This is a genomic window from Pseudomonas sp. ENNP23 (genome assembly GCF_001728945.1).
GTDB classification, from domain to species: Bacteria; Pseudomonadota; Gammaproteobacteria; order Pseudomonadales; family Pseudomonadaceae; genus Metapseudomonas; species Metapseudomonas otitidis.
Genome location: NZ_LYSP01000029.1, coordinates 68,436 through 82,384 on the forward strand (window position 1 = coordinate 68,436; position 13,949 = coordinate 82,384).

Below are 13,949 nucleotides of genomic sequence, written 5' to 3' on the forward strand. Positions count from 1 at the left end.
ATGACAGCGTGGTGACACAACGAAGCCCGCCCGGGGCATGGTGCCAGGGGCGGGCGTTCACGCCGGGGATCACCCGACGCCGTCGCATCCTTGCAGGGCGGCCGATGGAGGGAGCCGCCCTTTCATCTGCCCTGGATTACAGGCCCAGATCCTTCAGGGTCTTCTCGGCCACCTTGGCCGGCAGCGGGATGTAGCCGTCTTTCACCACAACCTGCTGACCCTGCTGGGACAGCACCAGCTTGATGAACTCGGCCTCCAGGGGAGCCAGGGGCTTGTTCGGGGCCTTGTTGACGTAGACGTAGAGGAAGCGGGACAGCGGGTAGCTGCCGTTGAGGGCGTTCTGCTCGTTGTCTTCAATGAACTCGCCGCCTTCCTTCTTGGCCAGGGCAACGGTCTTCACGCTGGAGGTCTTGTAGCCGATGCCGGAGTAGCCGATGCCGTTCAGGGACTGGCTGATGGACTGCACCACGGAGGCGGAGCCTGGCTGCTCGTTGACGTTGGCCTTGAAGTCGCCTTTGCACAGGGCTTCTTCCTTGAAGTAGCCGTAGGTGCCGGATACCGAGTTGCGGCCGAACAGCTGGATCGGCTTGGCGGCCAGGTCGCCGGTCACACCCAGGTCACCCCAGGTCTTGATGTCGCTCTTGCCACCGCACAGGCGGTTGGCGGAGAAGATCGCGTCGACCTGCTGCATGGTCAGCCCCTTGATGGGGTTGTCCTTGTGGACGAAGACGGCCAGGGCGTCGACGGCGACCGGGACGGCGGTGGGCTTGTAGCCGTACTTCTGCTCGAAGGCCTGCAGCTCGACATCCTTCATCTTGCGGCTCATCGGGCCGAGGTTGGAGGTGCCTTCGGTCAGGGCCGGCGGCGCGGTGGAGGAACCAGCAGCCTGGATCTGGATGTTCACGTTGGGGTATTCGCGCTTGTACGCTTCAGCCCACAGGGTCATCAGGTTGGCCAGGGTGTCCGAACCGACGCTGGAGAGGTTGCCCGACACACCGGTGGTCTTGGTGTAGGACGGGATGGACGGGTCGACGGCGGCAACCGCGCTGGCGGTGGCAACGCCGGCGGCGACGAAAGTCAGGGCCGCCATCAAACGCTTCAGTTTCATGCCTTGCTCCTAGCAGGGGATAGGGTTGGATGAATCGTAGACCAGTATCGGAAGGCCATATGAACACTCTATGACCCGAATATGACAATTGGATGAATAGCCATCACGCCGGTCCAATCCCTGGCGACCGCCACTCAGCCCGACAGGAAGCCCACCCGGGCCCGCCCAAGGAGAACCCCATGAAAGCGCTGCACCTGCTGCCCCTCAGCCTCGCCGTCCTCTGCGCCGCCTGCGGCGAGCGTGCCGCCCTGCAGGTGGCCGACGGCACCGGCCCCACCCCGCAGTTGCCCCCGCCGAACAAGACCCTGATCCCCACGGTGAACATCGCCCCCGCCATCGGCTGGCCCGCAGGCGGCCGTCCCCAGGCCACCCAGGGCACCGAGGTGAAAGCCTTCGCCGAGGGCCTGGACCACCCGCGCTGGCTGTACCTGCTGCCCAACGGCGACGTGCTGGTGGCGGAAAGCAACGCCCCGGCCAGCGACGGCGGCTTCAGCTTCAAGGGCTGGATCGCCGGCAAGGTGATGGAGAAGGCCGGCGCCCGCACCCCCAGCGCCGACCGCGTCACCCTGCTGCGGGACACCGACGGCGACGGCGTGGCCGACCTGAAGACGCCTTTCCTGGAAAACCTGCACTCGCCCTTCGGCATGGCCCTGGTGGACGACACCCTGTATGTCGCCAACGCCGACGCCTTGGTGAAGGTGCCCTACCAGCCCGGCCAGACCCGCATCGATGCCACGCCGCAGCAGGTCACCGACCTGCCGGCGGGCATCAACCACCACTGGACCAAGAACGTCATCGCCAGCCGCGACGGCACCCGGCTCTATGTCACCGTCGGCTCCAACAGCAACGTCGGCGAGAACGGCCTGGAGATGGAGGAAGGGCGCGCGGCGATCTGGGAAGTGGACCGCGCCAGCGGCACCAAGCGCCTGTTCGCCGGCGGCCTGCGCAACCCCAACGGCCTGGCCTGGGAGCCGGACAGCGGCGCGCTGTGGACGGCGGTGAACGAACGCGACGAGATCGGCAGCGACCTGGTGCCCGACTACATCACCTCGGTGAAGGACGGCGGCTTCTACGGCTGGCCCTGGAGCTACTACGGCCAGCACGTCGACGAGCGCGTGCAACCGGCCAACCCGGAAAAGGTCGCCAGCGCCCTGGTGCCGGACTACGCCCTGGGCCCGCACACCGCCTCGCTCGGCATCGCCTTCGGCCGCGGCAGCGCCCTGCCGGACTTCCAGAACGGCCTGTTCGTCGCCCAGCACGGCTCCTGGAACCGCAAGCCCCACAGCGGCTACAAGGTGATCTTCGTACCCTTCAAGGACGGCAAGCCCAATGGCCAGCCGGTGGACGTGCTGACCGGCTTCCTCGACGCCGACGGCAACGCCCAGGGCCGCCCCGTGGACGTGCGCCTGGACGCCCAGGGCGCCTTGCTGGTGACCGACGACGTGGGCAACAAGGTCTGGCGGGTGACCCCCACCGCCCGTTGATGGCCGGGCCAGCCCGCCGAACTTCACCGCTGATAGAGCCAGTCCGTAGGATGCGGTGAGCTCAGCGAACCGCATCAATGACCCGTACATGGCGGCCATGTAGGGTGGGCCGGGCGGCGTTCCGCTTCAGCCCACCCTACGGAATGCCCCAACCCACCTGGCAGCACGAAGTGCTCCCTACAGGCGCATGGCGCCCGTCACCGCGACGCCATGCGCTCGATCAGCGCTTCTGCCCGATCAGGTACAGCCCGATGAACACCGCCACCCCGCACAGCGCCGCCACGTAGTAGGCCGGCCCCAGCGGGTCCCACTTCATCAGCAGCGAAACGATCATCGGCGTCAGCCCACCGAAGATGGCGTAGGCCAGGTTGTAGGAGAACGACAGGCCGGAGAAGCGCACCACTGGCGGGAAGGCCTTGACCATCACGTAGGGCACCGCGCCGATGGTGCCGACGAACAGCCCGGTCAGCGCATAGAGCGGGAACAGCCAGTCCGGGTGCGCCTTGAGGCTGGAGTAGAAGGTCCAGGAACTGGCCGCCAGCAGCAGCCCGCCCACCAGGAAGGTACGGCCCGCGCCGAAGCGGTCGGCCAGGGCGCCGGAGGCCATGCAGCCGACCGTCAGGCAGACGATGGCCAGGCTGTTGGCCTTGAGCGCGGTGGCCGCTTCGAAGCCGTACACGGTCTGCAACACGGTGGGGGTCATGAGGATGACCACCACGATGCCCGCCGACAGCACCCAGGTCAGCAGCATGCTGATGGCGATGGCGCCCCGGTGCTCGCGCAGCACCGCCTTCAGCGGCACCTCCTCGGCCAGCGCCTTGCGCTGCTGCAACTCGGCGAACACCGGCGTCTCGTGCAACCAGCGGCGCAGATAAACGGAGAACAGACCGAACACACCGCCCACCAGGAACGGCACGCGCCAGGCCCAGGCCTGCACCTCTTCCGAGGTGTAGAGGGTGTTGATCAGGGTCGCCATCAGCGAGCCCAGCAGGATGCCGGCGGTGAGGCCCGAGGTGAGCGTTCCGCAGGCGTAGCCGACATGCCGCGCCGGGACGTGCTCGGCCACGAACACCCAGGCGCCGGGCACCTCGCCACCGATGGCCGCGCCCTGGATCACCCGCATCAGCAACAGCGCCAGGGGCGCCCAGATGCCGATCTGCGCATAGGTGGGCAGCAGCCCCATCACCAGAGTCGGCACCGCCATGAGGAAGATGCTCAGGGTGAACATGCGCTTGCGCCCCAGCAGGTCGCCGAAGTGCGCCATGACGATGCCCCCCAGCGGCCGCGCCAGGTAGCCGGCGGCGAAGATACCGAAGGTCTGCAGCTGGCGCAGCCACTCGGGCATCTCGGCGGGGAAGAACAGCTTGCCCATCACGGCGGCGAAGAACACGAAGATGATGAAGTCGTAGAACTCGAGGGCGCCGCCCAGGGCGGACAGGGACAGGGTCTTGTAGTCGCGGCGGGTCAACGGACGCGCGGGCGCCTCGGAGGCGGAAACGGTGGCCATGTAGAGTCTCTTGTTCGGGGGCAGGCAAAGCGTGCCCGCCACTGCGTTGGCGGCGGGCCGGTCCGCAACATAGCAAAAAGGTCTACCGGGCACACAATCTCTGACGTATGACCGCGACAAAGCCTGACCGGGCGGTCGTCGCCCGCCACGCCGACCTATATACTGCGCGCTGTTGCGCACGGACGACGGGCAGTGGGTCGACGGGCGCCCGGGGATTCTTTGCAGGGCAGCGTGCCCTTCCCCGCCTACCGAAGCCAAATCAGAGCAGCACAGGGGTAGAGGCACCCCAGGCATGATCGAGATCGAAGAAGAAGAAAACCTGACTCCCCAGGGCGACCTGGCCCTGCAGATCACCGCGCTCCCGCGCGAAACCAACGGATTCGGCGACATCTACGGCGGCTGGCTGGTCTCCCAGATGGACCTGGCCGGTACCGCCATGGCCAACAAGGTCGCCGGCGGCCGCGTGGCCACCGTGGCCATCGACCGCATGGCCTTCCTCGTCCCGGTCGCCGTCGGCGCCCAGCTCTCCTTCTATACCCAGACCCTGGAGATCGGCCGCAGCTCGATCCAGATGCTGGTGGAAGTGTGGAGCGACGACCCGCTCTCCAGCGAGTGGCGCAAGGTCACCGAAGCGGTGTTCGTGTTCGTCGCCATCGACGGCAGCGGTCGCACCCGCCCGGTTCCCCGCCGCAACTGATGCCCCGGCCGGCGGGAACCTCGCCGGCCCTGCCCGTGCCCAAGCTCGGGCCATCCACCATGAGAGAACGCCGATGACCCGCGCGACCCCGCAGATCGAACGCATCGAAATGGACTCGCTCGCCTGCTGGCGGGTGCTCACCGCCGAAGCCGAGCTGCTGGTCGCCCAGCAGGGCGCCCAGGTGCTCAGCTACCGCCGCCACGGCGAGCAGCCGCTGATCTGGCTCAGCGAACAGGCCGGCTACCAGCGCGGCCAGTCGGTGCGCGGCGGCGTGCCGGTGTGCTGGCCCTGGTTCGGCGACCTGCGCCGCAACCCCGATGCCGTGCAGGCGTGCTACCCCGGTGACGGCAACGCCCCCGCCCACGGCCTGGTACGCGGCCTGGACTGGGAACTGGACGGCGTCGAAGCCCTCGACGGCGAGGTGCAGCTGCGCTTCAGCCTCGACACCCGACGCCAGCCCCTCCCCGGCTGGCCCCACGCCGCCCGCCTGGGCCTGACCCTGCGCCTCGACGCCCAGCGCCTGCACCTGGCCCTGGACACCGAGAACCTCGGCGACGTGCCCCTGGTCATCAGCCAGGCGCTGCACACCTACTTCGCCGTGAGCGACATCCACCAGGCCCGCGTCGAAGGGCTGGACGGCTGCGACTACATCGAGACCCTGGACGGCTGGAGCCGCCGTCGGCAGGCCGGTGACGTGGCGTTCAGCGGCGAGACCGACCGCATCTACCTCGGTGTCCCCCGCCGTGTCGCCATCCACGATGCCGGCTGGAACCGCCGTGTGGTGCTGGAGGCCGAGGGCTCGTCCTCGGCGGTGGTGTGGAACCCCTGGATCGACAAGTCCACCCGCCTCTCCCAGTTCGCCCCCAACGCCTGGCAGCGCATGCTCTGCATCGAGACCGCCCAGGTGATGGACGACGTCCTGCACCTGGCGCCGGGCGCGCGGCACCGCCTCGCGTTCAGCCTCTGGAGCGAGTCGCTCTGAACCCCTCCGGGGGCCGGCATGCGTCCGCCCCCTCGCCTCGCTAAAAATCCCGATACATTCTCTCGCTGGTCATCACCCCGGTGACTCGGCAGCATGGCGCGCGTGACTCCCAACCCTATAGAGAGCCTGTGATGAGCCGATTCCTCAGTATCGCCCTGGCCCTGTGCGTCGGCCTGACGCTCAGCCTGGACGCCAACGCCAAGCGGATGGGCGGGGGCAAGACCTCCGGTGCCGCACCGACCCACCAGACCCAGCAGACCCGCCAGGCCCAGCCTGATGCGCCGACCGCCGCCCCGAATGCAGCAGGTCGTCCGGCTGCCGCCAGTGGCGCCTCGCGCTGGCTCGGCCCGCTGGCCGGCCTCGCCGCCGGTGGCCTGCTGGCCTCCATGTTCATGGGCGACGGCTTCGAAGGCATGCAGATCTTCGACTTCCTGATCATCGCCCTGATCGCCTTCGTCATCTTCCGCTTCATCGCCGCCCGCAAGCGCCAGCAGATGGGCCAGCCGGCCATGGCCGGTGCCGCCGGTGGTGCCCCCTTCCAGCGTGAAATGCCGCAGCAGCAGGCACCGATCTTCGGTGGCGCCGCCCCGGCGGCCCCGGCCCGCGCCTTCAACGCGCCGAGCTGGTTCGACGAAGCCCGCTTCGTCGAGGCCGGTCGCGAGCACTTCCTCGCCCTGCAGCAGCACTGGGACGCCGCAGAGATGGACAAGATCGCCGAGTTCGTCACCCCGCAGATGCTCAACTTCCTCAAGGAAGAGCGCGCCAGCCTGGGTGAAGGCTTCCAGTCCACCTACATCGACAACCTGCAGGTGCAACTGGACGGCATCGACGAACTGGCCGACAAGACCGTCGCCACCCTGACCTTCAGCGGCGTCTCCAAGACCTCCCGCTTCGACCAGGGCGAAGTGTTCAGCGAAAGCTGGCGCATGGAGCGCGTCAACGGCGACAACCAGCCCTGGCTGGTGGCCGGCATCCGCCAGAACTGATCGCGACACTGGCATGAAGAAACCCCGGGCTTGTCCCGGGGTTTCTTTTGTGGGGCCTTGAGGATGAAGGGGGGATAACGCTCTTCGCATCCACCAACTCCCGCCGCCCACCCCCCGGTCGGGCTGTACACGATCCGTAGGATGCGCTGAGGCCACGAAGCGCATCGCGTCCACGCCAGGCCGTGGCACCACATGTTGCGCTCGGCCCGATGGGCATCGCTGCGCTCAGCGCCATCCTACGGGTGCGTTGACCATGGCTTTGGCGCGGGGCCGGGACGCTGCGCGGTCCTTGGCGAATGAATTCGCCCCTGCACGGCATCACACCGTCTCGGTCATCCCCGCGCCCGCCGCCTTGCGCATGCCGATATGGGGGATGTCGTCCTCCAGGTACACCTCGGTCACCGGCTCGAAGCCGAAGCGCCCGTAGTACCCCTGCAGGTGCGCCTGGGCCGACAGGTACACCGGCATTCCCGGCCAGAGCCGTTCGCAGGCTTCCAGCGCCTGGGCCATCAGCGGCCGGCCCAGGCCCGCGCCGCGCGCGCTCGCCTCGATCACCACCCGGCCGATGACCACCTCGCCGCCCTGGCGAACCGGGTCCAGCAGGCGCAGGTAGGCCACCAGGCGTTCACCGTCACGGGCCATCAGGTGGTGGGTGTCGCCCACCAGGTCCAGCCCATCCACCTCCAGGTAGGGGCATTGCTGCTCCACCACGAACACCTGGGTGCGCAGGGCGAGGATGGCGTAGAGCGCCTCCTTGGTCAGGGCGTTGTGGTGCTGGCAGCTCCAATCCAGGGTCATGTGCGGGCCTCGCGAAGTCGATCGGGTCGGCCAGTATGCCGGCGCAGCACGTCGCCTCGCGACGGTTTTTCCGACACGCCGGCTACTGTATAAAGCGCATCCCAATGCACGAGGGCCTGTCGCCGTGGAAGAAGTCATCGAACAGCTGCGCGAACTCAACGAACCGGTTCCCGTCCCGCTGGAGCTGCCCGACGAGGAGCTGCTGGTGGAGATCGAGGAACAGTTGCTGATCAACCTGCCCTTCGAGCTCCGCGAATTCCTGCTCAAGGTCAGCGATGTGGTCTACGGCCGCCTGGAGCCGGTGACCGTCACCGACCCGCAGTCCCACACCTACCTGCCGGAAGTCACCGCCGTGGCCTGGGACCTGGGCCTGCCCCGCGACCTGGTGCCGATCTGCCAGGACGGTGACGACTACTACGTGGTCGACGCCGAGGGCGAGGTGCTGCTGTGGTCCGGCGCCGAGGGCGAGATGACCGACGAGAGCTGGGACTCCGTCTGGCACTGGGCCCGGGACGTCTGGCTCGCCAACTGAGCCTCCGTCCTCGGCCACCGTCGGCAGGCGGCGATCAGCCGCCGCTGCGGGCCTGGCTGGTTTCCAGCGCCAGCAGGTTCATCAGGAAGTTGCCGAAGAACTGCATGTCCTGCTCGATGGCTGCCCGCGCGCCACGGGCGTCGCCTGCCCGCGCGGCCTCATAGGCGTCTTCATGGAAGTCGTTCAGGCGCAGGGACAGGTCCGCCTCGGTGAACAGCTGGTTGAAGAAGGGACCGACCTGCAGCCAGAGGGATTCGATCATGCGCAGCAGCGTCGGGTTGGCGCAGGCGCGGTAGAGGGTCAGGTGGAACAGGCTGTTGTCGTCCAGGTAGCCCTGCACGTCGCGGCGCTCCAGGGCCTTTTCCATGCGCTCGACGCAGCCACCGAGGACCTCCAGGTCATCGGCGCCCAGGCGCGGTACGGCGGTTTCCACTGCCAGCCCTTCCAGCGCCAGACGCACCTGGAACACCTGGGCGAAGCGTTCCCGGGTCATCACCGGCACCCGCACCGAGCGCTGCGGCTCGCCTTCCAGGGCGCCTTCGGCCACCAGGCGCTGCAACGCGGCGCGCACCGGCATCGGGCTGGTGCCCCAGGCCGCGGCGAGGTCGCGGATCTTCATGCGCTCGCCGGGTTTGAACTGGCCTGCCAGCAGGCCTTCACGGAGTCGGAGGTACAACTGTTCCTGCAGGTTCTCGGCCATGGCGGATCACCGTGCGGAAACCGGCGGGGCCGGCAGTTGGCTGAGGGTCAGGCTGCAATCGCGCATCGTGGACACCGTCTATATCAAGGATTGGGGAGGCCCGCACGGGCTGTGTGGGCACGGGATTCGATCAGCAGGAGGACGGTTTCTTTCGCCTCCTTGTGATCACAAAGTAGGTTAAAGGCTACTCCAAATGACGTATCCGGCCAATGCTTGACACAAATGTGATCACAAATCACGATGCGCGGAAATTCGAACGAGGTGTTCAGCATGACCGCCAGTGGTATCAGCCAAGCCGCCGTGGAAACCTTCGCCGCCCGTGAGCGTACCCGCTTCATCGAGCGCAACCCGACGTCCGTCGCCCTCGCCGAGCGCGCCCGCAACTCGCTGTACGCCGGTGTGCCGATGCACTGGATGGCCGACTGGTCCACCCCCTGCCCGCTGTTCGTCGAGCGCGCCAAGGGCGCCCGCTTCTATGATGTGGACGGCCACGAATACATCGACTTCTGCCTGGGCGACACCGGCACCATGTTCGGCCACTCGCCGGACCCGGTGGCCCGCGCCATCGCCGAACAGGCCGGCAACGGCCTGACCACCATGCTTCCCGGTGAAGACGCGGTGGTCTGCGGCGAGCTGCTGGCCGCGCGCTTCGGCCTGCCCTACTGGCAGGTGACCGCCACCGCCACCGACTCCAACCGCTACGTGCTGCGCTGGGCCCGCGCCGTCACCGGCCGCAAGACCCTGCTGGTGTTCGACGGCTGCTACCACGGCACCGTGGACGACGTGATGGTGCGCAGCCGCGACGGCCGCACCGTGCACCGCTCCGGGCTGGTGGGCCAGGCCTACGACCTGACCCAGTACAGCCGCGCCATCCCCTTCAACGACGTCGAGGCCCTGGAAGCCGCCCTGGCCCAGGGCGACGTCTGCGCCCTGCTCTGCGAGCCGGCCATGACCAACATCGGCATGGTCCTGCCGGACCCGGGCTTCATGCAGACATGCCGCGAGCTGACCCGAAAGTACGGCAGCCTGCTGATCATCGACGAGACCCACACCATCTCCACCGACATCGGCGGCTGCACCCGCCTGTGGAACCTCGACCCGGACTTCTTCGTGGTCGGCAAGCCGATCGCCGGCGGCGTACCCTGCGGCATCTTCGGCTGCAGCGCGGAGATGGCCGAACGCATGGCCGCCTCCCGCAGGCAGGCCCAGGAAGACAGCCATGGCCACGGCCACAGCGGCATGGGCACCACCCTCTCGGCCAACGCCCTGGCGATGCACTGCATGCGCGCCAACCTCGAAGCGGTCATGACCCAGGCCGCCTACGACCACATGCTGCCCCTGGCCAAGCGCCTGGCCGACGGCTTCCGCCGGCTCATCGCCCAGCACGACCTGAAGTGGTCGGTGACCGAGCTGGGCGCCCGCAGCGAGTTCCAGTTCTGCCCGGTGTCCCCGCGCACCGGTGCCGAGGCCGAGGCCGCCTTCCATGACGAGCTGCAGATGGCCCTGCACCTGTACCTGATCAACCGCGGCATCCTCATCACGCCGTTCCACAACATGACTCTGTGCTGCCCTGCCACCTCCGAGGCGGACGTGGACCGGTTGATCGCCACCCTGGACCAGGCCATCACCGAGCTGCTGGCCATCCCCGGCGCCCGCGAGTAGTCCGTAGACCGGTCGGGCGGATGGCGCTGTCATCCGCCCCCACCCAACCACCGGTGGCTGGAGGCCGCGCCAGCCACCCGACGCGAGAACCCCCATGCCCTTCGCCCATCCTCAGGAAGCCCGCGACTTCCTCGAACGCCACCCCGAAGTCCGCAGCATCGAGCTGATGCTGATCGACGCCAACGGCATCCCCCGCGGCAAGCTGCTGCACCGTGACGAGCTGCTGGCCATCTACGAGAACGGCCGCCCGCTGCCCAGCTCCATCCTCTCCCTCACCCTGCAGGGCGAGGACGTGGAAGCCAGCGGCCTGGTCTGGGAAGTGGCCGACGCCGACTGCTGGACCTACCCCGTCGCCGGCTCCCTGTGCCTGCAGCCCTGGCGCGCCACCCCCACCGGCCAGGTGCAGGTGAGCATGCACCCGACCCAAGGCCAGCCGGCCGCCGCCGGCGACCCACGCCACGTGCTGGCGCGCACCATCGACCGGCTCAAGGCCGACGGCTACCACCCGGTCATGGCGGTGGAGCTGGAGTTCTACCTGCTGGACAAGCAGCGCGACGCCAACGGCCGCCCGCAGCCCGCCCTGCAGGCCAACGGCGTGCGCCCGCAGGCGCCCCAGGTCTACGGCGTGTACGAACTGGAACAGTTGCAGCCCTTCCTCGACGACCTCTACGCCGCCTGCGAAGCCCAGGGCCTGCCGGTGCGCACCGCCATCTCCGAATACGCCCCCGGCCAGTTGGAGCTGACCCTGGAGCACCGCTTCGACGCGCTGCAGGCCGTGGATGAAGGCCTGCGCTACAAGCGCCTGGTCAAGGGCGTGGCCAACAAGCACGGGCTGATCGCCTGCTTCATGGCCAAGCCCTTCGGTGACCTGGCCGGCAGCGGCCTGCACATGCACGTCAGCCTGGCCGACGCCGAGGGCAACAACCTGATGGCCAGCGAAGACCCCCACGGCACCCCGCTGCTGCGCCACGCCATCGGCGGCATGATGGCCACGCTCAACGACGCCCTGGCGATCTTCTGCCCCAACGCCAACTCCTACCGGCGCTTCCAGGCCAACAGCTACGCGCCGCTGGCCAAGAGCTGGGGGGTGAACAACCGCACCGTGTCCTTCCGCGTACCCGGCGGCCCGGCGAAGAGCCGCCACGTGGAGCACCGCATCTGCGGCGCCGACGCCAACCCCTACCTGACGGCTGCGGCCATCCTGGCCGGCATCCACACCGGCATCCGCGAACAGATCGACCCGGGCGAGCCCATCGTCGGCAACGGCTACGAGCAGGCCCGCGAAACCCTGCCCACCGACTGGCTCACCGCCCTGCGCAACCTTGAGCAGTCCGCCTGGGCGAAGGACACCCTGGGCGAGGCGTTCCTGAAGGTCTACCTCGCCATCAAGTGGGAGGAGTTCCGCCAGTTCGTCAGCGAAGTGGGCGAGCAGGACTGGCGCTGGTACCTGACCCACGCCTGACCGCTGGAGGCCCTGCCGGCAGGGGACCGGCAGGGGACCGGCAGGGTTATCCACAGCGTCAGCGCAGCGGCAGGCAGCGGGCGTTGGGCCTGGGTTCGAGGGGCCCGGCGAAGCACACCCGGTCCCCGCCCTCCAGGCGCGCCGGCTGGCCGGGGTAATAGGGGTTATCCACAGGCGAGGCCGCCAGCGCCGCCGCCCAGCCGGACGGTTCGGCGGGCAGGTCATCCAGCAGCGCCAGCAGGCGAAGCTTCGCGTCCAGGTCCTGGATGCGGCCGGCGTAGGTGCGGAAATCCGGGCCAGCGATCCCCACCAGACGATCCCCCATCCAGTTGCGCCAGCCCGTGGGCTTGGGAAGGAGCCGGGGCTGTGCCTTCACCTCGCGGGCAAAATCCTTCGGTTCCAGCCGGGACAGTTCGGCAACCTGGCGGAAGGGCGGAAACGTGGCGTTGAGGCTCATGTTCGGCCGCACCAGCAGCGCCATGGCGATGCGCTCCTTCAACGGCGCCCCCTCACCAGGCAGGCTCTGGAACAGCGTCGCGATGTACAGCAGCTCCCGCTGCAACGGCTTGACCAGGGCACGCTCCGCCTCGTTCAGCGGTGCCGGCTGCTGCGGTGCAGGCATCCAGCCCTTACGGTACAGGCGGGCCTGCAACTCCAGGTTGCGGTCGATCAGCTTGCTGGTCATGACCTTCACGACAAGCTGGTCCGTCCTCGCCAAGAGGCGGCGCAGGCTGACCAACTCCTCTGCCAACAAACGCCGGGCCTCCTCACCCTCGCCCCTGCGCGCTCGCTGCATGATCTGCAGGCCATACATCTGCTGGGCCCGATTGAGAGGGGACAGCTTCGGCAAGGGCTCGCTGGCACCTTCGGTGGTCAGCGTCTGATAGTCATCCAGCGTCAGCAGTTGGTTGTAGCGTCCGATCAGCAGGCCATGGTCTCGCACCCACGCATCCAACTCACCCTCCCGAGCCACAAGGCTCTCCCAGCAGCCGTCCTGCCCCAGGTCACACAGTTGGGGGATTTCGGACAATTCAAGTCCGGGCAGGTCGGGCAATTGGGCGTCCCCCGTCGGCCCATGCTGGGCGTACCAGCGCTCGTAGAGGTCCAGCCGCTCGCGGCCGTAGGCCTCCGGCGCCTGGTCGGCCGGCGCATCCATGCCCATCAGGTAAAGGAATGCCGCGCTGTCGGCGCCCTCGTGGCGGGCATCCCGCAGCCAGCCGGCCACCTCCGGACGCAGCGGGTCGTCCCGCAGCAGCAGCGCGCCCCCCGTCACCAGGGCGGCCACCAGCACCGCACTGCCGAGCAGCCCGATCACGGCGCGCTTCATGGCTGCACCCGGGCGATGGGAAGGGGGATGAAGGTTTCGCAGCGCCACGTGGGGCGCCAGGTGTAGCCTGCCGGCATGGGAGGGCGTCCTTGCTTGGGAAAAAAGACGCCCATCATACGGGCGCCCGTCCCGGCGCGGTTGGCACCGCGTCACGCACCCCGACTCACACTGCCTCTGGAGCCCCGATGGAACCCGGCAACGCACAACTGACGATGACCGTCCTGATGACCCCGGACATGGCCAACTTCTCCGGCAACGTCCATGGCGGCACCCTGCTCAAGTACCTCGACGAGGTGGCCTACGCCTGCGCCAGCCGCTACGCCGGGCGCTACGTGGTAACCCTCTCGGTGGACCAGGTGGTGTTCCGCCAGCCGGTGCACGTCGGCGAGCTGGTGACCTTCCTCGCCTCGGTCAACTACACCGGCACCACCTCCATGGAGATCGGCATCAAGGTGATCACCGAGAACATCCGCGAACGTTCGGTGCGCCACACCAACAGCTGCTTCTTCACCATGGTGGCGCTGGACGACGAGCGCCGCCCGGCGCCGGTCCCGCCCCTGGAGCCGCAGACCCCCGACCAGAAGCGTCGATTCGTGCAGGGTCAGCAGCGGCGGGAGATCCGCCAGGAACTGGAACGCCGCTACCGCGCCTTGCGCGGCGAGGACGACGCCCAGGGTTGAGGACCCGGCTTGCACCCGGCAGGG

Annotated in this window: 13 protein-coding genes; 8 read left to right on the plus strand and 5 right to left on the minus strand. The window is 68.3% G+C overall.

Annotated features, from left to right (window positions below; genetic code table 11):
- Positions 1–136: 136 nt before the first annotated feature.
- A complete protein-coding gene (locus A9G05_RS16945; RefSeq protein ID WP_069562086.1) occupies positions 137–1,108 on the minus strand; it encodes a phosphate ABC transporter substrate-binding protein PstS in 972 nt (323 codons plus the stop codon).
- 179 nt (positions 1,109–1,287) lie between these two features.
- Between A9G05_RS16945 and A9G05_RS16950 the strand changes: the two genes are divergently transcribed.
- Positions 1,288–2,592, plus strand: a complete 1,305-nt coding sequence (locus A9G05_RS16950; RefSeq protein ID WP_069562087.1) for a sorbosone dehydrogenase family protein — start codon at positions 1,288–1,290, stop codon at positions 2,590–2,592.
- Positions 2,593–2,812: 220 nt separating this feature from the next.
- Here the strand turns inward: A9G05_RS16950 and A9G05_RS16955 are convergent, their stop codons facing one another.
- On the minus strand, positions 2,813–4,099 hold the full coding sequence (locus tag A9G05_RS16955; RefSeq protein ID WP_069562088.1) for an MFS transporter: 1,287 nt from the start codon (positions 4,097–4,099) through the stop codon (positions 2,813–2,815).
- 292 nt (positions 4,100–4,391) lie between these two features.
- Here A9G05_RS16955 and A9G05_RS16960 point away from each other — a divergent pair, with 292 nt between their 5' ends.
- The 3 genes from A9G05_RS16960 to A9G05_RS16970 all read left to right on the plus strand — a co-directional run bounded on the left by A9G05_RS16960 (position 4,392) and on the right by A9G05_RS16970 (position 6,764).
- Positions 4,392–4,796, plus strand: coding sequence for an acyl-CoA thioesterase (locus A9G05_RS16960; RefSeq protein ID WP_069562089.1), 405 nt, complete (start codon positions 4,392–4,394; stop codon positions 4,794–4,796).
- 73 nt (positions 4,797–4,869) lie between these two features.
- Positions 4,870–5,778, plus strand: coding sequence for a D-hexose-6-phosphate mutarotase (locus tag A9G05_RS16965; protein ID WP_069562090.1), 909 nt, complete (start codon positions 4,870–4,872; stop codon positions 5,776–5,778).
- Positions 5,779–5,909: 131 nt separating this feature from the next.
- Positions 5,910–6,764 carry a Tim44 domain-containing protein gene (locus A9G05_RS16970; RefSeq protein WP_069562091.1) on the plus strand — a complete coding sequence of 285 codons (855 nt, stop codon included), beginning with the start codon at positions 5,910–5,912 and terminating at the stop codon, positions 6,762–6,764.
- A gap of 318 nt (positions 6,765–7,082) precedes the next feature.
- Here the strand turns inward: A9G05_RS16970 and A9G05_RS16975 are convergent, their stop codons facing one another.
- Complete coding sequence (locus A9G05_RS16975) at positions 7,083–7,562, minus strand: GNAT family N-acetyltransferase (protein WP_069562092.1); 480 nt, start codon at positions 7,560–7,562, stop codon at positions 7,083–7,085.
- 124 nt (positions 7,563–7,686) lie between these two features.
- On the opposite strand from A9G05_RS16975, the gene A9G05_RS16980 reads away from it, so the two are divergent.
- The gene (locus A9G05_RS16980; RefSeq protein ID WP_069562093.1) at positions 7,687–8,094 is read left to right on the plus strand and encodes an SMI1/KNR4 family protein; all 408 of its coding nucleotides are present in this window, start codon (positions 7,687–7,689) and stop codon (positions 8,092–8,094) included.
- Positions 8,095–8,128: 34 nt separating this feature from the next.
- Here A9G05_RS16980 and A9G05_RS16985 read toward each other — a convergent pair whose 3' ends face one another.
- The gene (locus A9G05_RS16985; RefSeq protein WP_069562094.1) at positions 8,129–8,794 is read right to left on the minus strand and encodes a GntR family transcriptional regulator; all 666 of its coding nucleotides are present in this window, start codon (positions 8,792–8,794) and stop codon (positions 8,129–8,131) included.
- A gap of 270 nt (positions 8,795–9,064) precedes the next feature.
- On the opposite strand from A9G05_RS16985, the gene A9G05_RS16990 reads away from it, so the two are divergent.
- Positions 9,065–10,456, plus strand: a complete 1,392-nt coding sequence (locus tag A9G05_RS16990) for an aspartate aminotransferase family protein (RefSeq protein WP_069562095.1) — start codon at positions 9,065–9,067, stop codon at positions 10,454–10,456.
- 94 nt (positions 10,457–10,550) lie between these two features.
- Entirely contained in the window at positions 10,551–11,918 is a 1,368-nt protein-coding gene (locus tag A9G05_RS16995) for a glutamine synthetase family protein (protein ID WP_069562096.1), read from the plus strand.
- Positions 11,919–11,976: 58 nt separating this feature from the next.
- Here the strand turns inward: A9G05_RS16995 and A9G05_RS17000 are convergent, their stop codons facing one another.
- The gene (locus tag A9G05_RS17000) at positions 11,977–13,245 is read right to left on the minus strand and encodes a hypothetical protein (RefSeq protein ID WP_069562097.1); all 1,269 of its coding nucleotides are present in this window, start codon (positions 13,243–13,245) and stop codon (positions 11,977–11,979) included.
- 185 nt (positions 13,246–13,430) lie between these two features.
- On the opposite strand from A9G05_RS17000, the gene A9G05_RS17005 reads away from it, so the two are divergent.
- Positions 13,431–13,925 carry an acyl-CoA thioesterase gene (locus A9G05_RS17005; RefSeq protein ID WP_069562098.1) on the plus strand — a complete coding sequence of 165 codons (495 nt, stop codon included), beginning with the start codon at positions 13,431–13,433 and terminating at the stop codon, positions 13,923–13,925.
- Positions 13,926–13,949: the final 24 nt, after the last annotated feature.

What these genes read in the sequence shown, in the direction of transcription:
- A9G05_RS16945 (WP_069562086.1), bottom strand. Translation starts at nt 1,108, where the DNA reads ATGAAACTGAAGCGTTTGATGGCGGCCCTGACTTTCGTCGCCGCCGGC.
- A9G05_RS16950 (WP_069562087.1), top strand. Translation starts at nt 1,288, where the DNA reads ATGAAAGCGCTGCACCTGCTGCCCCTCAGCCTCGCCGTCCTCTGCGCC.
- A9G05_RS16955 (WP_069562088.1), bottom strand. Translation starts at nt 4,099, where the DNA reads ATGGCCACCGTTTCCGCCTCCGAGGCGCCCGCGCGTCCGTTGACCCGC.
- A9G05_RS16960 (WP_069562089.1), top strand. Translation starts at nt 4,392, where the DNA reads ATGATCGAGATCGAAGAAGAAGAAAACCTGACTCCCCAGGGCGACCTG.
- A9G05_RS16965 (WP_069562090.1), top strand. Translation starts at nt 4,870, where the DNA reads ATGACCCGCGCGACCCCGCAGATCGAACGCATCGAAATGGACTCGCTC.
- A9G05_RS16970 (WP_069562091.1), top strand. Translation starts at nt 5,910, where the DNA reads ATGAGCCGATTCCTCAGTATCGCCCTGGCCCTGTGCGTCGGCCTGACG.
- A9G05_RS16975 (WP_069562092.1), bottom strand. Translation starts at nt 7,562, where the DNA reads ATGACCCTGGATTGGAGCTGCCAGCACCACAACGCCCTGACCAAGGAG.
- A9G05_RS16985 (WP_069562094.1), bottom strand. Translation starts at nt 8,794, where the DNA reads ATGGCCGAGAACCTGCAGGAACAGTTGTACCTCCGACTCCGTGAAGGC.
- A9G05_RS16990 (WP_069562095.1), top strand. Translation starts at nt 9,065, where the DNA reads ATGACCGCCAGTGGTATCAGCCAAGCCGCCGTGGAAACCTTCGCCGCC.
- A9G05_RS16995 (WP_069562096.1), top strand. Translation starts at nt 10,551, where the DNA reads ATGCCCTTCGCCCATCCTCAGGAAGCCCGCGACTTCCTCGAACGCCAC.
- A9G05_RS17000 (WP_069562097.1), bottom strand. Translation starts at nt 13,245, where the DNA reads ATGAAGCGCGCCGTGATCGGGCTGCTCGGCAGTGCGGTGCTGGTGGCC.
- A9G05_RS17005 (WP_069562098.1), top strand. Translation starts at nt 13,431, where the DNA reads ATGGAACCCGGCAACGCACAACTGACGATGACCGTCCTGATGACCCCG.